Here is a 15,444-nt window from a genome sequence, read left to right on the forward strand (position 1 = left end):
GGCTCCCGCCCCGGGACCGCGTCACGACACCCCGCGGCCCGGTGGAAACTCTTGCCACGGGCCCCACCAGGTAATTCCTGACGAACGCAGCGGATCGCCGGTGCCATGTGACGCCCCGGACCACGCTACGGATACGGACCGCCACCTGGACGCGGTCGTGCTGACTGCACGCCTATGTCATGCAGTCTGCGGGACTGTGCGACGAGTGATCCGACGTCCAGGGCTCCCATGCGATCCGCCCGTCAACGCGGCGTACGGCTGCCGGGGCGGCGTTCAGCGTCTTCTCGCGCTGCGGCTGCCAGAGTTGAGCGCATGCTCATTCGTCGTGTCCGCGCGGTGGCCCTCCCTGTTGCCGCCGCGCTCGCCGTGGCCACCGTCGTCGGCTGTGGTCCGACCGCCGCCCCGGACGCACACGGGGCGAGCGAGGTGACCGTCCGGGTCAACCAGGCCGGCTATGTCGCGGCCGAGTCCAAAGCCGCCTTCGTGATGGGAGCGGACGACGCACTGGCCCGTGCGGGCTTCGTGGTGCTCGACGGTCAGGGCCGTACCGTGCTGACCGGCCGGGTCGGCCCCCGCACGGGGAGCTGGAACCATCACTTCGAGTCCGTGCGCACGGTGGACCTGTCCGCGCTCACCACACCCGGCAGCTACCGTCTGGCCCTCACCGGCACCGCGAGCGGCACCTCGCGCCGCTTCCGGGTGGCCCCGGCCCGGGAGCTGATGGCTTCCCTGGCCGAGCAGAACGTCCGGTTCTTCCGGGCCCAGCGCGACGGCGCGGAGGCGCCGGCGGGCGTCCTGCACCGCAGACCCTCGCACCTGAGTGACCGGACGGCGACTGTGTACGCCACGCCCCGTTTCAGCTCCGACGGCGCCTCGCTGGAGGACGACCGCCCGAGGCAGGCCGGCGGGCCGGTCGACGTGACGGGTGGCTGGTTCGATGCCGGGGACTTCCTGAAGTTCACGCACACGGCCTCCTACTCGGTGATCCAGATGTTCCTGGCCGCACGGGAGTTGCCCGGCACCGCGGGACTGCCGGCCGAGGCTCAGTACGGGGTGCGCTGGCTGGACCGGATGTGGGACGGCCGGTCGGGCACGCTGTATGCGCAGGTCGGCCTCGGCGTGGGCAACGACCGCCTTCGCGGCGACCACGATCTGTGGCGGCTGCCGGAGGCCGATGACGCCCTTCGCGTCACGCCCGGCCACCGGGACCACCTCCTCAAGAACCGCCCGGTCTTCCGCGTCAACGAGCCCGGTGCGCCGATCAGCCCCAACCTGGCCGGGCGGGTCGCGGCTGCCTTCGCGCTCGCCGCCCAGGCGGACCCCGACCCCGCGTCCGCCCGCCGCCGGTTCGACGAGGCCGCCGAGGTCTACGGCCGGGCCGATACCGCGCCCAAGGGCCGCCTGGTCACCGCGTACCCGGCCGCGTTCTACTCCGAGGAGGCGTGGCAGGACGACCTGGAACTCGGCGCCGCGGAGCTCGCGCGGGCGGCCCGCGCCCCGGGGGATCCGCGCGCCGCCGAGTGGCAGAGCCAGCTGAGCTGTCCGGCGATGGACGAGGTGTGGGGGCCAGCCTGAGGCTGGTCCCCACAGGCGTGTTCAGACGGCGCTGTTATACCTTGCGCCAGGCACAGGTGGTGTTGGCGTTCGCGCAGTGCTCGAAGCCGGGGTTGCTGACGACGAACCCGTCATTGTCGAGCATCCGCCAGGACGGGGCCGGGAAATCGTGGAACGCGCCCGAGTTCTGGACGTCGGGGATCGAGGCCCTGCCGCAGCGTTCCTTGCCGCTGGGCCCGTCCTTGGCGGTCCTGGTGTCGGCGAGCAGGCCGAAGTTGTTGCTGCCGTCACCCATCTTGTCGGCGAAGAGCTGGGCGCACTGGTCGCCGGAGGTCACCTTGTTGACGCCGCCGGGGAAGCCGCCGCTCTCGTGGGTGGTGGCCATGGCGTATTCGTCGCAGGACAGGGTTCCCAGCGACGCGTCGGCCGGGTGCTTGGTCCAACCGCTCGGGCATACCAGTCCGCGGCTGTCGCTGGACGACCACGGCTGGCCGCTGCTGTTCTTCACCGTGGTGTCCGTACCGAGGTAGTGTGCGAGGGAGTCCCATTTCGCCGAACCGGCGTGGTCGGGCACCTTCTCCTGCATCAGCCAGTAGTACGCGCCGGCCGCCGGGTACAAGTTGGTGTCGACGGTGTACGTGGGTTTGAAGAACGGCAGAACGCAGCCGGGCGCGGGCCTCTTGAGGATGTCGTCGCAGCGTGGAGCCAGCTCCCGGACGGACTGCACGCCGCTGGTGCCGAAGTTGGCCGTGGCGGGGTTGCCGCCGGCGTCCACGGTGGCGGTGACCGACCATCCGAGGTCGATGGTCTCCTTGCCTGTTCCGGACCAGGTGGTCTGGAGGGTTCCCCAGCGCCCGCTGTACTGGTCGGCCGTCGCGGCGTCCCAGTACGCGTCGCCCGCATCATTGTTCTGGTTGTCCGCCCACCGGATGTTCGACGTCACGCAGGACTTGCACGTCGACCCGGCGTTCCACTTCATGCGGACGCCCTTGAGCTCGGAGTCGATGTGCTGGGGCACCAGCACGATCTGCTGATCGAACTCGGCGAAGTCGGAGCCGCTGTGACCCTTCTTCGGGTAGGTCTTGATGCGCTGCTCGATGTTGAAGGTAGCCGTGCCCAGTGCGGGCTTCTTGGGGTCGGTGCTGGTGAAGATCAGCGTGCCGGTGCCGATGCTCTTCATGCAGGCTTCGGTCCGGGTCATGTAGTCCAGGCCGGACGGCTTGTCGTAGCACCAGCCGACCAAGTCGACAGCCGGCCCCACGGGCGCCGCCGCACGGCGAGCCTTTTTGGAGGGCGGGTCCAGCTCGATGCACAACTCGTTACCCTGTGCATCAGGCTTGCCGCAGGTGCGCTTCTTCGTGGGGGCCTTGAGGGTCGTGCCGTCCTTGCGCAGGGTCGGCAGCGCCGGACCCGGGTCGGTGCGCGTGAACTCGGTGACCTTCTGCGCGACCGGGTCGATCGCCGAAGACGCCTGCGGCGCGGGGAAGGTCACATAGGGCTCGATGCGGAAGTTCGCCCACGGCGACCAGGCGTTCTCATACAGGCTTCCGTCGTAGGCGGAGGTATGGAAGGTATAGGTCACGCCACGCCCGGCTTCAGCTTGCCGTACGGGACGGTGACCTGCGCAGTTTTCCCCGATGCCACGAAGGGCGACACCAGGACGCCGTACGGGTTGGCGTCGGTCAGTTTGACCTGCGTCTTCGGCTTGCCGTCAGCGTCTGTCGTCCACACCTCGAACGTGAGATTGACCGTGTCGCCGTCGGCGTCAGTGACCGTGTTCCGCAGCACGGTCTCCGGGGTGATGACGCGCCAGGTGCTGCCGGACTTGGTGTACTGCGGGCCGGCCGACGGGCTCTTGCCGGACACGGGCCGCGCCCCGGCCGCCGCCGCGTTCTCCGGTCCGGCTGCCGGGCGCGACACCGGAGCTGCCGACGGGTTGGGACCCGAGGGTAACTCGGTGGCTGATGCTGTCCCCACACCCGCGAGAACAGCCAGGACAGCGCCGACGGCCACGTGCCGCAGCGCCAGCAAAGTGCGTATGCGTCTCAACAATCCTCCCCTTGAGGACACATGCGTTCGACGCAAGCTCATCACGCGCACCGCCCGATTTATAGACCTGCGACCGCCATTCGCTGTCCGCAGGGGTGGAGCCAGCACCCCCGAGGCGTTACCGACTTTGTCGGGGTGGTGTCATGAAGGTGAGTCCTGTTGCGGCGAGGCAGCTCTCGATGACAACGCTGCGGTACTGGAGTTGGCGAAGTCCACGGCGGAGAGCGCCGATGAGGGCCGTTCAGTGGGCAGACCGCACCTTGTCCACATCACACAACCGAACCGCGAGAGCGGAGTCTGTCGTGCGCGAAAAAACTGACAGAGCCGAAGCCATCTCCAGCGCGCACCCAGCCACTCTCCACCACCGCGTGCCACGATGGCCAGGCAGTGCCCGGACGCCCACGGGGAAGATCCTCGAACCCCGCGGCGCCGGCGCTCGCACCAGCCCCACCGACGCACGTGACAGGAGTGGACCACCGCCATGCCCAGCACCCCCTCCCCCAAGGCCACCGCGCAGATCGGCGTCACCGGACTCGCCGTCATGGGCAGCAACCTGGCCCGCAACTTCGCACGCCACGGCCACACCGTCGCCGTCCACAACCGCACGTACGCCAAGACCACGGCCCTCATCGACGAGCACGGACACGAAGGAAACTTCGTCCCTGCCGAGACCGCCGAAGAGTTCGTCGCCGCCCTCGAAAAGCCCCGCCGCCTGATCATTATGGTCAAGGCCGGCGACCCCACCGACGCCGTCATCGACGAGTTCGCACCCCTCCTCGACAAGGGCGACATGATCATCGACGGCGGCAACGCCCACTTCGCCGACACCCGCCGCCGCGAGAAGAAACTCCGCGACCGCGGCATCCACTTCGTCGGCACCGGCATCAGCGGCGGCGAGGAAGGCGCCCTCAACGGACCCGCCATCATGCCCGGCGGATCCACCGAATCCTACAAAGCCCTCGGCCCCCTCCTCGAATCCATCGCCGCCAAGGCCCCCGACGGCAGCCCCTGTTGCACCCACATCGGCCCCGACGCCGCCGGACACTTCGTCAAGATGGTGCACAACGGCATCGAGTACGCCGACATGCAGCTCATCGCGGAGGCGTACGACCTGCTCCGCAACGTCGCCGGCTACGAACCCGCGCGGATCGCGGAGACGTTCCGCACCTGGAACACCGGCCGCCTGGACTCGTACCTCATCGAGATCACCGCCGAGGTGCTCTCCCACACCGACGCCGCCACCGGGCAGCCCTTCGTGGACGTGGTGGCCGACGAGGCCGAGCAGAAGGGCACCGGCCGGTGGACGGTGCAGACGGCGCTGGACCTCGGGACCCCGGTGTCGGGCATCGCGGAGGCCGTCTTCGCCCGTTCCGTGTCCGGGCACGGCGATCTGCGCAAGGCCGCGCGCGGGCTGCCCGGACCCGCGCGCGAGACCCTCTCCCCCGCCGAGGCCGAGGAGTTCGCGGCGCGGGTCGAGGAGGCGCTGTACGCGTCCAAGGTCGTCTCGTACGCCCAGGGCTGGAACATGATCAGTGCGGCGAGCGCCGAGTACGGCTGGGACATCGACCTCGGTGCGGTGGCCGCCATCTGGCGGGGCGGATGCATCATCAGGGCCGCGTTCCTGGACCGGATCCGCAGCGCGTTCGCGGCCGACCCCGCTCTGCCGACCCTGCTGGCCGACAAGGGGTTCGCGGACGAGGTGGGCCGGACCCAGGACGCCTGGCGCTCGGTCGTCGCGACCGCAGTCGGCCGCGGGGTGCCCACCCCGGGCTTCTCCGCCGCGCTCGCGTACTACGACGCCCTGCGCGCGGAGCGCCTGCCGGCCGCGCTGACCCAGGGTCAGCGCGACTTCTTCGGCGCCCACACCTACCGGCGCACGGACCGCGAGGGGACGTTCCACACGCTGTGGTCCGCCGGCCGCGGCGAGGAGCGCACGGCCTGAGAAAGGCCGCGTGACCTGCGGACGGCCAACGGCCCCGGGCCACCGGGAGGGTGGATCGGGGCCGTCCGGTCCGATAAGAGTGTCCCACCCTGCCGCTTCTGTCCTGACCTGCGTCTTTGCAGGTCAGAAAGGGGTTGCGGGGACCTTGGCATAGACCCGGCCAGGGGCGTGGGCTTAACTTATGGGCTATGACCTCCCCCCGCAGCACCTACGGTGGCGGCTACTACGCCTCGCCGTCGTTCCCGGACACCCCCATCTACGACAGCCTCGTCGCCGAGCGGGGCACCCCGCAGATCGCGCCCATCCGGGTGTCGTCGCCGTACGACGGCGGGAGCCAGCTGCCCGCCCTCCCCGCGCTGCCGTCGGGGCCGTCCGCGGCACCGGCCCCGCAGTCGCCGCAGACCGGCTATGCAGGGCAGGCCCCGCAGTACGGGTACCAGCAGCCCGCGCCGCAGCCCTCGGGCCTCCAGCAGGCGCCCGCGCCCTACATCCCGCAGCAGGCGGCGCCGCGCGGCTATCCGGGCCCGCAGCAGTACCAGCAGCGGCCCGCGGCGGCTTCGGCGAGTCCCGCCGGGTACGAGGCGATGCGCCCCGTGGCGCCCCGCCCGGCCCCCGCGCCGTACGACGACCAGTACAACAACCGCCAGTACCCGAATCAGGGTGGTTACTGACACAACTTCCGATTCGGGCGGAGCCGACCGGGGGGCTTCGGTCAACCGCCCGCCCCGGATGGCAAGATGGCCGCATGTCCACGCCATTGTTGACTGCGGTCCACTTCTATCCCGTCAAGTCGCTGACGGGTCGTGCCGTCGATGAGGCGACCGTGGAGCCGTGGGGGCTCGCCGGGGACCGCCGCTGGATGCTGGCCGACGACAGCGGTCACATGATCACCCAACGGCAGCAGCCGCGGGTGGCGTTGGCCGCCGCCGAGCCGCTGCCCGGCGGCGGGGTGCGGCTCAGCGCCCCGGGGCGCGCGCCGCTGGACGTCGCCGTGCCCGACCCCGCCGAGCGGGGCACGGTCACGGTGCAGCTGTTCCGGGACAAGGTCGAGGGGGTTCCCGCCGGGGAGGCCGCGGACGCGTGGCTCAGCGCGTACCTCGGTACCCCGGCGCGGCTGCTGCACATGGACGACCCGGCGACGCGCCGCCTGATCGACCCCGAGTACGCGGATCCCGGCGAGACCGTGAGCTTCGCCGACGGCTATCCGCTGCTCGCCACCACCCTCGCCTCGCTCGACGCCCTCAACGCCCTGATCGCCCAGGGCGACCACCCGGACGAGGGCCCGCTGCCCATGACCCGCTTCCGGCCGAACGTGGTCGTCGGCAACACCGCGCCCTGGGCCGAGGACGACTGGCGGCGCGTCCGCATCGGCGAGGTGACCTTCCGCGCCGTGAAGCTGTGCGGACGGTGCATCGTGACCACCACCGACCAGCACACGGCGGAGCGCGGCAAGGAGCCGCTGCGGACGCTCGCGCGGCACCACCGGATAGACAAGTCGCTGGTGTTCGGGACGAACCTCATCCCGGAGCACACCGGAGTGGTGCGCGTCGGTGACGACGTGGAGATCCTCGACTGAGCAGGCCGCGCGCCGTTCCGCCCGGGGCGCGCTCCGCACGCCACCCGTCAACGCGCCGCCAGGAAGGGTCTCCGGAGGGGGTGATTTTGCTCTCTCCGCCGCCTTCCTCCGCATGCGATGCCCTGTGTGAGGTATTTACGGACGCGGAAGGGGGTGAGCGCTGTGCGCGCGACGATCTTCGCCCGGCGGTGGCGGCTCAATCCGCTGCGCCGCCGCACCGATGTCCTCGAAGCGTGGGTGGGGGCGGTCGCGGTGGTGCTGATGCTGCTGACCGGATCGGCCATCGGCTGGGTGACCGGCTCGCTCGCCCACCAGGCACTGCGCCAGACCGTCCGTGAACAGCGCCTGCACCGGCACCAGGTGACCGCCACGGCCCTGCGCAATCTTCCGGTCAGGGCCACCGAGACCGACCGTGAGACGGCCGCCGGCCGCGAGGGCCACCACCGGGTGGTCGCCCGGTGGCCCTCCCCGGACGGCCACCGGCAGTTCTCCGGCGTGGTCGCCGTCCGGCAACAGACCCGCGCGGGGCAGCGGTTCCCGCTGTGGACGGACGACCGCGGCCGGATCGCGGGCCGCCCCATGGACAACGACACGGCCACCGTCCACGCGGTGCTCGCCGGTGCCGCCGCGGCCGCCGGAGCGGCGGGCCTGGTGGAGGTGGGCCGCCGGCTGGTCGTATGGCGGATCGTGCAGCGGCGGTACGCCCAGTGGGACCGCGCATGGGAACAGGCCGGGCACACCTGGGGCCGGGCGGGCGCGGGCAGCTGACCGGTCAACTTCCCTGGCCCACGCGCGCTACGGTGGACCGGCCGGTACGCATCCGTCCCGGGTGAACAGAGCACGAGGTGGGGGCGCAGCAGCACGATGGCACAGGGCTCGGTCCAGGTGACGCACACCGGTACGGCGCGATGGCGGCGGCGCACCGGCGAATACGACTCCCTCGCATCGGCTCTGGAGGCGGCGGCGGACGGGGACGTGCTGTCCGTCGCGCCGGGCACGTACCGGGAGAACCTGGTCGTGACCCGTTCGATCACGCTGCGCGGCAGCGAGGGTTCGCCGGGGGCGGTGCGGATCGCGCCGGCCGAGGGGGTGGCGCTGACCGTGCGGTCCTCCGCGGCGCTGCTGGATCTGCACATCGAGGGTCAGGACGCGGCGGCGCCCGCCCTGCTGGTCGAGGACGGCGCGCCGGAGCTCGCGGACCTGCGGATCGTGACGCGTTCGGCGGCCGGGATCGAGGTGCGCGGCGGCTCGCGTCCGACGGTGCGCCGGTGCACGGTGGAGAATCCGGGCGGGGTCGGCATCAGTGTGCTGGACGGCGCGACCGGTGTCTTCGAGGAGTGCGAGGTCGTGGCGGCGGGCCGGTCGGGCGTGACGGTGAACGGAGGCGCGCATCCGCGCCTGGAGCGCTGCCGGGTGCATCATGCCTCGGGCGCGGGGCTGTCGCTGTCGGGCGAGGGCAGCGCGCTGGAAGCGGTCGGCTGCGAGGTGTACGAGATCCGTGGCGCGGGCGTGCAGGTGGCGTCGCGGGCGGCCGGATATCTGTCCGACTGCCAGGTGCACCGGACGTCCGGTGACGGCGTGACCCTGGACACCGATGCCGTGCTGACGCTGGTGGACTGCGACATCCACGACGTGCCGGAGAACGGTGTGGACCTGCGGTCCCGTTCGGTGCTGTCGATGACGCGCACAGCGGTGCGCAAGTTCGGGCGCAACGGTCTGTCCGTGTGGGATCCGGGGACGCGGGTGGACGCGGACCGGTGCGACATCCACGACAGCACGGGTGACTATCCGGCGGTGTGGGTCAGTGACGGGGCGAGCGCCGCGCTCGGCTCCTGCCGGGTGCGCGATGTGCCGGACGCGCTGTTCGTGCTGGACCGCGGGTCGCGGGTGGACGTGGTCGACAGCGATCTCGCGCAGGTCCGTAACACCGCGGTGTCGGTGAGCGACGGCGCGACCGCGCGGCTGGACGACTGCCGGATCCGGGCGGCGGCGACGGGTGCCTGGTTCCGGGACCACGGGAGCGGGGGTTCGCTGGCCGGGTGCACCATCGACGCGACGGCCACGGGGGTCATCGTCACCAAGGGCGCGGATCCGGTCATCGAGCGGTGCACGGTGAGTTCGCCGGTGGAGGCGGGCTTCTATGTGTCGGCGGGCGGCCGGGGCTCCTTCCACGACTGCCGGGTGACGGGGAGCAGCGGATACGGCTTCCACGTCATCGACGGCTGCCGCACGACGCTGACGCGCTGCCGTACGGAGCGGTGCGCGCGCGGTGGTTACGAATTCGCCGAGGAAGGCACGGTCAGCGAGGGCTGCACGAGCGACGAGAGCGCGGCGTTCACGCTGGGGGCGTCCTCGGCGGGGTCGTTGCGGACGGCCGGTGTCCCGGTCGTGGAGCGGACCGTGCCGCTGCTGTCGGTGCCGCCGGTCGCGGTGCCCACCCAGCGGGTGCCCGAGGGCGCGGTGCCCTCCCCGGTGGCGGACGGCCGTCCGGCGGCGACGGTGCTGGGCGAACTGGACGCGCTGGTGGGCCTGGAGAGCGTCAAGCGGGAGGTGCGGGCGCTCACCGACATGATCGAGGTGGGGCGGCGCCGCCAGGAGGCGGGACTGAAGGCCGCATCCGTCCGCCGGCATCTGGTGTTCACCGGTTCGCCGGGTACGGGCAAGACCACGGTGGCCCGGCTCTACGGCGAGATCCTCGCGTCGCTGGGGGTGCTGGAGCGCGGTCATCTGGTGGAGGTGTCGCGCGTGGACCTGGTGGGCGAGCACATCGGCTCCACGGCGATCCGGACGCAGGAGGCGTTCGACCGGGCGCGTGGCGGGGTGCTGTTCATCGACGAGGCGTACGCGCTGTGCCCGGAGGACTCGGGGCGGGACTTCGGCCGCGAGGCGATCGACACCCTGGTGAAGCTGATGGAGGACCACCGTGACGAGGTGGTGGTGATCGTCGCGGGGTACACCGAGGAGATGCGGCGCTTCCTGACGATCAACCCCGGGGTGGCGTCGCGGTTCTCCCGCACGATCCCCTTCGGGGACTACGCCCCGGACGAGCTGCTGCGCATCGTGGAGCAGCAGGCGGAGGAGCACGAGTACCGGATCGGGGAAGGGGCCACGGAGGCCCTGTTGGCGTATTTCACGGCGATCCCGAAGGGACCCGCGTTCGGTAACGGCCGCACGGCGCGGCAGACGTTCGAGGCGATGGTCGAGCGGCACGCGGGCCGGGTGGCGCAGCTCGTCGATCCGAGCACCGACGACCTGACGCTGCTGTATCCGCAGGATCTGCCGGCGCTGCCGTGAGGCATTACGGATATCCGATGGCCGGAGTGAGGCACGGGCGTTGTCACAGGTGCGTGGGAGGATGAACACGCGGATTCGGCAGTGCTGAGCGGAGGGACCGGCCGGTGAGCGACAACCAGAATCTCCTGGCGGAACAACGGCGCGCCCTGATCCTCGACGAGGTGCGGCGGCGTGGTGGTGTGCGGGTCAACGAGCTGACGCGCAAGCTCAATGTCTCGGACATGACGGTCCGCCGCGATCTGGACGCGCTGGCCCGGCAGGGTGCCGTGGAGAAGGTGCACGGGGGCGCGGTGCCGGTCGCCGAGGCGACGGCGCACGAGCCCGGCTTCGAGGCCAAGTCGGCGCTGGAGCTCATCGCCAAGGAGGACATCGCGCGGGCCGCGGCGAAGATGGCCGCGCACGGCAGTGCGATAGCCCTGGCCGGCGGGACGACGGTGTTCGCCCTGGCCCAGCAGCTGGTGGATGTCCCGGATCTGACGGTGGTGACGAATTCGGTGCGCGCGGCCGATGTGTTCCACAGCGCTCAGCGCACGATGACGGCCGCGGGGCCCTCGCCACGTCCGGGTGCGGCGATGGTGGTGCTGACGGGCGGGGTGCGTACGCCGTCGGACACGCTGGTGGGGCCGGTGGCGGACGCGGCGATCCGCTCGCTGCACTTCGATGTGCTGTTCATCGGGGTGCACGGCATCTCCGTGGAGGCGGGGCTGTCGACGCCCAATCTCGCGGAGGCGGAGACGAACCGGCACTTCGTGCGGTCCGCCCGGCGGGTCGTGGTGGTGGCGGACCACACCAAGTGGGGGACGGTGGGCCTGAGTTCCTTCGCCGCCCTGGACGAAGTGGACGCGCTGGTCACGGACGCGGGGCTGTCGGCGGGGGCGCGCCTGGACATCGCGGAGCGGCTGCCGGAGCTGGTGGTGGCGGAGAGTTCGCGGGGCAGCGCCGAGGGCTGAGGCGGCGCAGACATCCGGGGCCTCAGGGGTTAGGGTGTGCGGCGCCGTTGGCCGTCCGATCGGAGAGGGTGCACGATGGCGCGCAGACTCCGCCCTGTGGGGCTGGACTTCGTGGAGGCGGCACCGCTGCGGCTGGTGTTCGTCGCGCACATGGCGGCGGCGCCCCGGCGGGTCTATGCCGCGCTGGCGGAGGATGTGCCGGGCTGGGCGCGGTGGTTCCGTGCGGTGACGGCGGCCTGTCCCGTGGAGCGGGCCGCCGGCAAGGGCCGGGAGATCCGGCTGCTGGGTGGCGCGCGCTTCCTGGAGACGGTCCTCGCCGAGGAGCCGCCCCGGCGCTACACGTACCGTGTCGACGTGACGAACGCGCCGGGTGTGCGGGCCATGGCCGAGGACTGGCAGTTGCTCGCCGTCGGCACGGGCACGGTCGTCCGGTGGACGGTGGCGGTCGACGGCTCCGCGCCGGTGCGTCTGGCGGCCGCGCTGGCGAGGCCCGGCCTCGGGCACGCGTTCCGTGACGCGGTGCACTGCCTCGACCGGCGTCTCATGGCGATGCACGGCCGTCCTTCCTGAACGGCTGCGGGCCTTCAGCCGGGCCAGTGGCCGGAGCTCAGGAAGGTGTCGATGGCCCGCGCGTACGGGGCGATGTCCAGGCCCTGTTCTGCGAGCCAGCTGTCGGAGTAGTACTTGTCGAGGTAGCGCTCGCCGGGGTCGCAGATGAGGGTGACGACGCTGCCCTGGCGCCCCTGGTCCGTCATCTCGGCGACGATCTTGAGCGCGCTCCACAGCCCGGTGCCGGTGGAGCCTCCCGCCTTGCGGCCGACGGTCCGGTCGAGGGCGCGTACGGCGGCGACGCTGGCGGCGTCGGGGACCTTCATCATCCGGTCGATGGCTCCGGTCACGAAGCTCGGTTCCATGCGCGGCCGGCCGATTCCCTCGATGCGGGAGCCGCAGTCGCTGGTGGCGTGGGGGTCGTGGTTCCGCCAGCCGTCGAAGAAGCAGGAGTTCTCGGGGTCGGCGACGCATACGCGGGTGTCGTGCTGCATGTAGCGCACATAGCGGGCGATGGTCGCGGAGGTGCCGCCGGTGCCCGCGGTGGCGACGATCCAGGTGGGCACGGGGTGGCGTTCGAGGCGGAGCTGGCTGTAGACGGACTCGGCGATGTTGTTGTTCCCGCGCCAGTCGGTGGCCCGTTCGGCGTAGGTGAACTGGTCCATGTAGTGGCCGCCGGTCCGCGCGGCGAGGGCGGCCGCTTCCTCGTACATCCTGCGCGGGTCGTCGACGAAGTGGCACCGCGCGCCGTGGAATTCGATCAGCCGGCACTTCTCGCGGCTGGTGGTGCGGGGCATGACGGCGATGAAGGGGACGCCGATGAGCCCGGCGAAGTACGCCTCGGACACGGCGGTGGAGCCGCTGGACGCCTCGATGACGGGGGCTTCCGGGCGGATCCAGCCGTTGCACAGCCCGTAGAGGAAGAGGGAGCGGGCGAGGCGGTGTTTGAGGCTGCCGGTGGGGTGGGTGGATTCATCCTTCAGATAGAGGTCGATCCCCCATTCGGGCGGCAGCGGGAAGCGCAGGAGGTGGGTGTCGGCGGAGCGGTTCGCGTCGGCCTGGACCTTGCGGACGGCCTCGTTGAGCCAGGCGCGGTGAGCGGGATCGCTGCGGTCCACGTCGAGGGTGGGGACGGCGGCACCGGGATCCGCGCCCGCCGCCCCGGGTTGCACGGTGCTGTTCACGGCGCTCCTCACGCAGTTCATCCGGGCCCATGCGGAGCACTCGGACGTTTCGATCATAAATGGGCACTGGTGCGTGAGCCGCCTCACAGGCAGACTGCGCACTGGGCACACGATTCAGCCGGGGAGGCGGTTGCCGTGGCGGAGCCGGAGTTCAACGCGACCGGGGTGCGAATCGAGCGTTCGTTGCGCTCTCTCACCCGGGCCGGCCAGGTGAAGATCAAGGACGGCAGGCTCGAGTTGCTGACGAGCTACGGCAGGGAGATCGACAGCGCGCCCGTGGACTCCGTCCAGGCGGGCCGCCCGTGGTTCGCCGCCCGGGACCGGGCCCGGGCGCGGGTGAACGGGACCCGCTACGTCCTGACGCTGGGCGGCGAGGACCCGTCCGCCGAGGAGTCGGGCCCGTCCGCCGTCCGGCGCTTCCTGGAGGCGGTCCGCTCCGCCCGGGGCAGTGACGCGGGGGACTGACGGCCCAGAAGTTGCGCGAGCGACCATCAGGGCCGACCCTGGACCGTACCGGCATCACCGAGGGTTCATGGCCCGCTACGCTGTGGATCCGCGACGTCGACCGGGTCGGCAGCCGCCTCCGCCGACCCGGACCCAGCGCGTGCAAGAACGCCTATCTGCATCAGGCTAGCCCTACTTCTTCAGGGAGTCGCAGCCGTGATCAGCCGACCGAACAAGCACTGCACCGTAGAGCTACAGGCTCTCCCGCCGCGGATCGGCCAGGTCCGCAGAATCGTATCTGCGCAATTGCGCTACTGGCATCTCGATCCGCTCATCGACCCGGCCGCCCTCGGCGTCACCGAACTGCTCACCAATGTGCACCAGCACGCGGAACCGGACAAGCGCTGCACGGTCGAGATCGACCTCGTGCTGGACCAACTGACCGTCTCCGTACGCGACCACGACCCCCGCCTGCCGCGCCTCGGCAGCGCCGACCCCGCCAGCACCCACGGCCGGGGCCTCGCCCTGATCGCCGCGGTCAGCGCCAGCTGGGGGGTGCAGGAACGTCATGACGGCGGCAAGGTCGTGTGGTTCACGCTCTCCGTACCCGGCGCCCCCAAGGCCCGGCCGGTGCAGTCGGACCGGACGACGATCGCCTTCGAACAGCCCGCTCTCGAACTGCCCGCGCTCCAGCCGCCGGTGCTCCAGGAACCCGTCTTCGACGAATCCCTGGTGACGGTCCGGACGGCGCCGCTGCGCGACCGTTCCCCTGTCTGATCCAGCGTTCCCGGCTGCTCGGCAGGGGCAGCCATTCCAGCGGGAGCGGCGCGCGGCACCTGTGAGCGCGCCGCCCGCCGGGCGGGCCGAGCCCGTACTCAACGGCCATACCGGACGCCTCAGCGCACAGGTGCCCGCGCCTCGACGGCGCCGACGAACCCGTGCGGCAGGGGGCGTTCTCGGGAAGATCACGGCGTGCCGCGTTTCCCTCCGGTGCCGAAGTGCTCCTCCAGGACGGACATCCGGCGCCAGTATTCGTCCTCGTCGATGTCACCGGCGGCGAACCGGCGGCCCAGAACGGCCGTCGGCGAGTTCTCGGCCGCTGCCGGCCGGACGTGCCAGGGGCCGCGACGGCCGCGCCATACGGTGCGGCGCAGCAGGGTGACGACGCCGACTACGACGGCGGCCCAGATCAGCGGCAAGAAGAGGATCCAGGGGCCGGGCCCGCCGTGGGCCCAGGGTTGCGCGAGAGTGTTCATGGGGTTCCAGCTCCTCGGTAGTGACGGTTTCTCGTCATCTCCGAGCCTGGTCGCCGCGGGTGCCCACGTCGTCGTACGGCCGACGGCCGCACACCTGCCTCGTGGGGAGTACGAGGAGCGTGCGGCGTACTCCCCACGGGTGTTTTCGGCTCTCTACGCGCGTGCGCGCAGGCGGCGGGGGCGGCCGACCGCGCGTGCGCGCCGTCAGCCGAGGGCGGCCAAGGGGTCGTCCAGTACGGGCTGCCAGGCCGCCTCCGCCGCGCCGATGAGGCTGTTGTGGTCGAGGGTGCAGGGCAGGATGGGCACGCTGCCGCTGCGGCCCCACAGACTGCGGTCGGCGACGACGGCGCGGAGCCGGTCCGGGTCGGCCTCGAGCAGGTCGCGGTGGAGTCCGCCGAGGATGACGCGGTCGGGGTTGAGGATGTTGACCAGCCCGGCGAGCCCGAGTCCGAGCCGGTCGATGATGAGTTCGGCGGCGGCCCGCACGGACGGGTCGGCGTACTCCGTGCGGAGCAGGTCGCGGGACTGCTGGAGCTGCGAGACCTCGGGGCCGGGCGCGGGGGGGGGGGGGGGGGGGGGGGGGGGGGGGGGGGGGGGGGGGGGGGGGGGGGGGGGGGGGGGGGGGGGGGGGGGGGGGGGGGGGGGG

At 71.7% G+C, this 15,444-nt stretch carries 14 protein-coding genes and 1 pseudogene; 10 read left to right on the forward strand and 5 right to left on the reverse strand.

Features of this window, described 5'->3' with window-relative positions; all coding sequences use genetic code 11:
• The first annotated feature begins 312 nt into the window (after nucleotides 1-312).
• The gene (locus ACZ4A5_RS26355; protein WP_467589189.1) at nucleotides 313-1,575 is read left to right on the forward strand and encodes a glycoside hydrolase family 9 protein; all 1,263 of its coding nucleotides are present in this window, start codon (nucleotides 313-315) and stop codon (nucleotides 1,573-1,575) included.
• 34 nt (nucleotides 1,576-1,609) lie between these two features.
• Here ACZ4A5_RS26355 and ACZ4A5_RS26360 read toward each other — a convergent pair whose 3' ends face one another.
• A complete protein-coding gene (locus ACZ4A5_RS26360; protein ID WP_467589192.1) occupies nucleotides 1,610-3,136 on the reverse strand; it encodes a hypothetical protein in 1,527 nt (508 codons plus the stop codon).
• Nucleotides 3,133-3,474: a hypothetical protein gene (locus tag ACZ4A5_RS26365; protein ID WP_467589194.1), complete on the reverse strand. Its 342-nt coding sequence runs from the start codon at nucleotides 3,472-3,474 to the stop codon at nucleotides 3,133-3,135. Before ACZ4A5_RS26365 ends, ACZ4A5_RS26360 begins: the two co-directional genes overlap by 4 nt.
• A 610-nt stretch (nucleotides 3,475-4,084) precedes the next feature.
• Between ACZ4A5_RS26365 and gndA the strand changes: the two genes are divergently transcribed.
• The 7 genes from gndA (at nucleotide 4,085) to ACZ4A5_RS26400 (ending at nucleotide 11,935) form a co-directional block, all read left to right on the forward strand.
• On the forward strand, nucleotides 4,085-5,545 hold the full coding sequence (gndA, locus tag ACZ4A5_RS26370) for an NADP-dependent phosphogluconate dehydrogenase (RefSeq protein ID WP_467589197.1): 1,461 nt from the start codon (nucleotides 4,085-4,087) through the stop codon (nucleotides 5,543-5,545).
• 188 nt (nucleotides 5,546-5,733) lie between these two features.
• Nucleotides 5,734-6,216, forward strand: coding sequence for a DUF6643 family protein (locus ACZ4A5_RS26375; RefSeq protein ID WP_467589201.1), 483 nt, complete (start codon nucleotides 5,734-5,736; stop codon nucleotides 6,214-6,216).
• 74 nt (nucleotides 6,217-6,290) lie between these two features.
• On the forward strand, nucleotides 6,291-7,121 hold the full coding sequence (locus tag ACZ4A5_RS26380) for an MOSC domain-containing protein (protein WP_467589204.1): 831 nt from the start codon (nucleotides 6,291-6,293) through the stop codon (nucleotides 7,119-7,121).
• A 162-nt stretch (nucleotides 7,122-7,283) separates the two neighbouring features.
• Nucleotides 7,284-7,889 (forward strand): Rv1733c family protein, encoded by a 606-nt coding sequence (locus ACZ4A5_RS26385; protein WP_467589209.1) that lies wholly within the window; start codon nucleotides 7,284-7,286, stop codon nucleotides 7,887-7,889.
• Between the two features lie 96 nt (nucleotides 7,890-7,985).
• A complete protein-coding gene (locus tag ACZ4A5_RS26390; RefSeq protein ID WP_467589212.1) occupies nucleotides 7,986-10,415 on the forward strand; it encodes a right-handed parallel beta-helix repeat-containing protein in 2,430 nt (809 codons plus the stop codon).
• A gap of 104 nt (nucleotides 10,416-10,519) precedes the next feature.
• Nucleotides 10,520-11,365, forward strand: coding sequence for a DeoR/GlpR family DNA-binding transcription regulator (locus tag ACZ4A5_RS26395; protein WP_467589215.1), 846 nt, complete (start codon nucleotides 10,520-10,522; stop codon nucleotides 11,363-11,365).
• Nucleotides 11,366-11,440: 75 nt separating this feature from the next.
• Entirely contained in the window at nucleotides 11,441-11,935 is a 495-nt protein-coding gene (locus ACZ4A5_RS26400; protein ID WP_467589218.1) for an SRPBCC family protein, read from the forward strand.
• A gap of 14 nt (nucleotides 11,936-11,949) precedes the next feature.
• Here the strand turns inward: ACZ4A5_RS26400 and cds1 are convergent, their stop codons facing one another.
• Nucleotides 11,950-13,098 (reverse strand): L-cysteine desulfhydrase Cds1, encoded by a 1,149-nt coding sequence (gene cds1 / locus ACZ4A5_RS26405; RefSeq protein WP_467589221.1) that lies wholly within the window; start codon nucleotides 13,096-13,098, stop codon nucleotides 11,950-11,952.
• Between the two features lie 135 nt (nucleotides 13,099-13,233).
• Here cds1 and ACZ4A5_RS26410 point away from each other — a divergent pair, with 135 nt between their 5' ends.
• Both ACZ4A5_RS26410 and ACZ4A5_RS26415 read left to right on the forward strand, forming a co-directional pair.
• A complete protein-coding gene (locus ACZ4A5_RS26410; RefSeq protein ID WP_467589224.1) occupies nucleotides 13,234-13,563 on the forward strand; it encodes a hypothetical protein in 330 nt (109 codons plus the stop codon).
• 195 nt (nucleotides 13,564-13,758) lie between these two features.
• Nucleotides 13,759-14,319 carry an ATP-binding protein gene (locus tag ACZ4A5_RS26415; protein ID WP_467589228.1) on the forward strand — a complete coding sequence of 187 codons (561 nt, stop codon included), beginning with the start codon at nucleotides 13,759-13,761 and terminating at the stop codon, nucleotides 14,317-14,319.
• Between the two features lie 188 nt (nucleotides 14,320-14,507).
• On the opposite strand, the gene ACZ4A5_RS26420 is transcribed toward ACZ4A5_RS26415, so the two are convergent.
• Entirely contained in the window at nucleotides 14,508-14,798 is a 291-nt protein-coding gene (locus ACZ4A5_RS26420) for an SHOCT domain-containing protein (RefSeq protein WP_467589230.1), read from the reverse strand.
• A gap of 204 nt (nucleotides 14,799-15,002) precedes the next feature.
• Nucleotides 15,003-15,356, reverse strand: a pseudogene (locus ACZ4A5_RS26425) (ROK family protein); the annotation flags it as partial.
• Between the last annotated feature and the right edge of the window lie 88 nt (nucleotides 15,357-15,444).

Source organism: Streptomyces sp. NPDC025618 (assembly GCF_055558795.1).

Coding starts and splice junctions, on each gene's coding strand:
- ACZ4A5_RS26355 (WP_467589189.1), top strand. CDS start 313: ATGCTCATTCGTCGTGTCCGCGCGGTGGCCCTCCCTGTTGCCGCCGCG.
- gndA (WP_467589197.1), top strand. CDS start 4,085: ATGCCCAGCACCCCCTCCCCCAAGGCCACCGCGCAGATCGGCGTCACC.
- ACZ4A5_RS26375 (WP_467589201.1), top strand. CDS start 5,734: ATGACCTCCCCCCGCAGCACCTACGGTGGCGGCTACTACGCCTCGCCG.
- ACZ4A5_RS26380 (WP_467589204.1), top strand. CDS start 6,291: ATGTCCACGCCATTGTTGACTGCGGTCCACTTCTATCCCGTCAAGTCG.
- ACZ4A5_RS26390 (WP_467589212.1), top strand. CDS start 7,986: ATGGCACAGGGCTCGGTCCAGGTGACGCACACCGGTACGGCGCGATGG.
- ACZ4A5_RS26400 (WP_467589218.1), top strand. CDS start 11,441: ATGGCGCGCAGACTCCGCCCTGTGGGGCTGGACTTCGTGGAGGCGGCA.
- ACZ4A5_RS26420 (WP_467589230.1), bottom strand. CDS start 14,798: ATGAACACTCTCGCGCAACCCTGGGCCCACGGCGGGCCCGGCCCCTGG.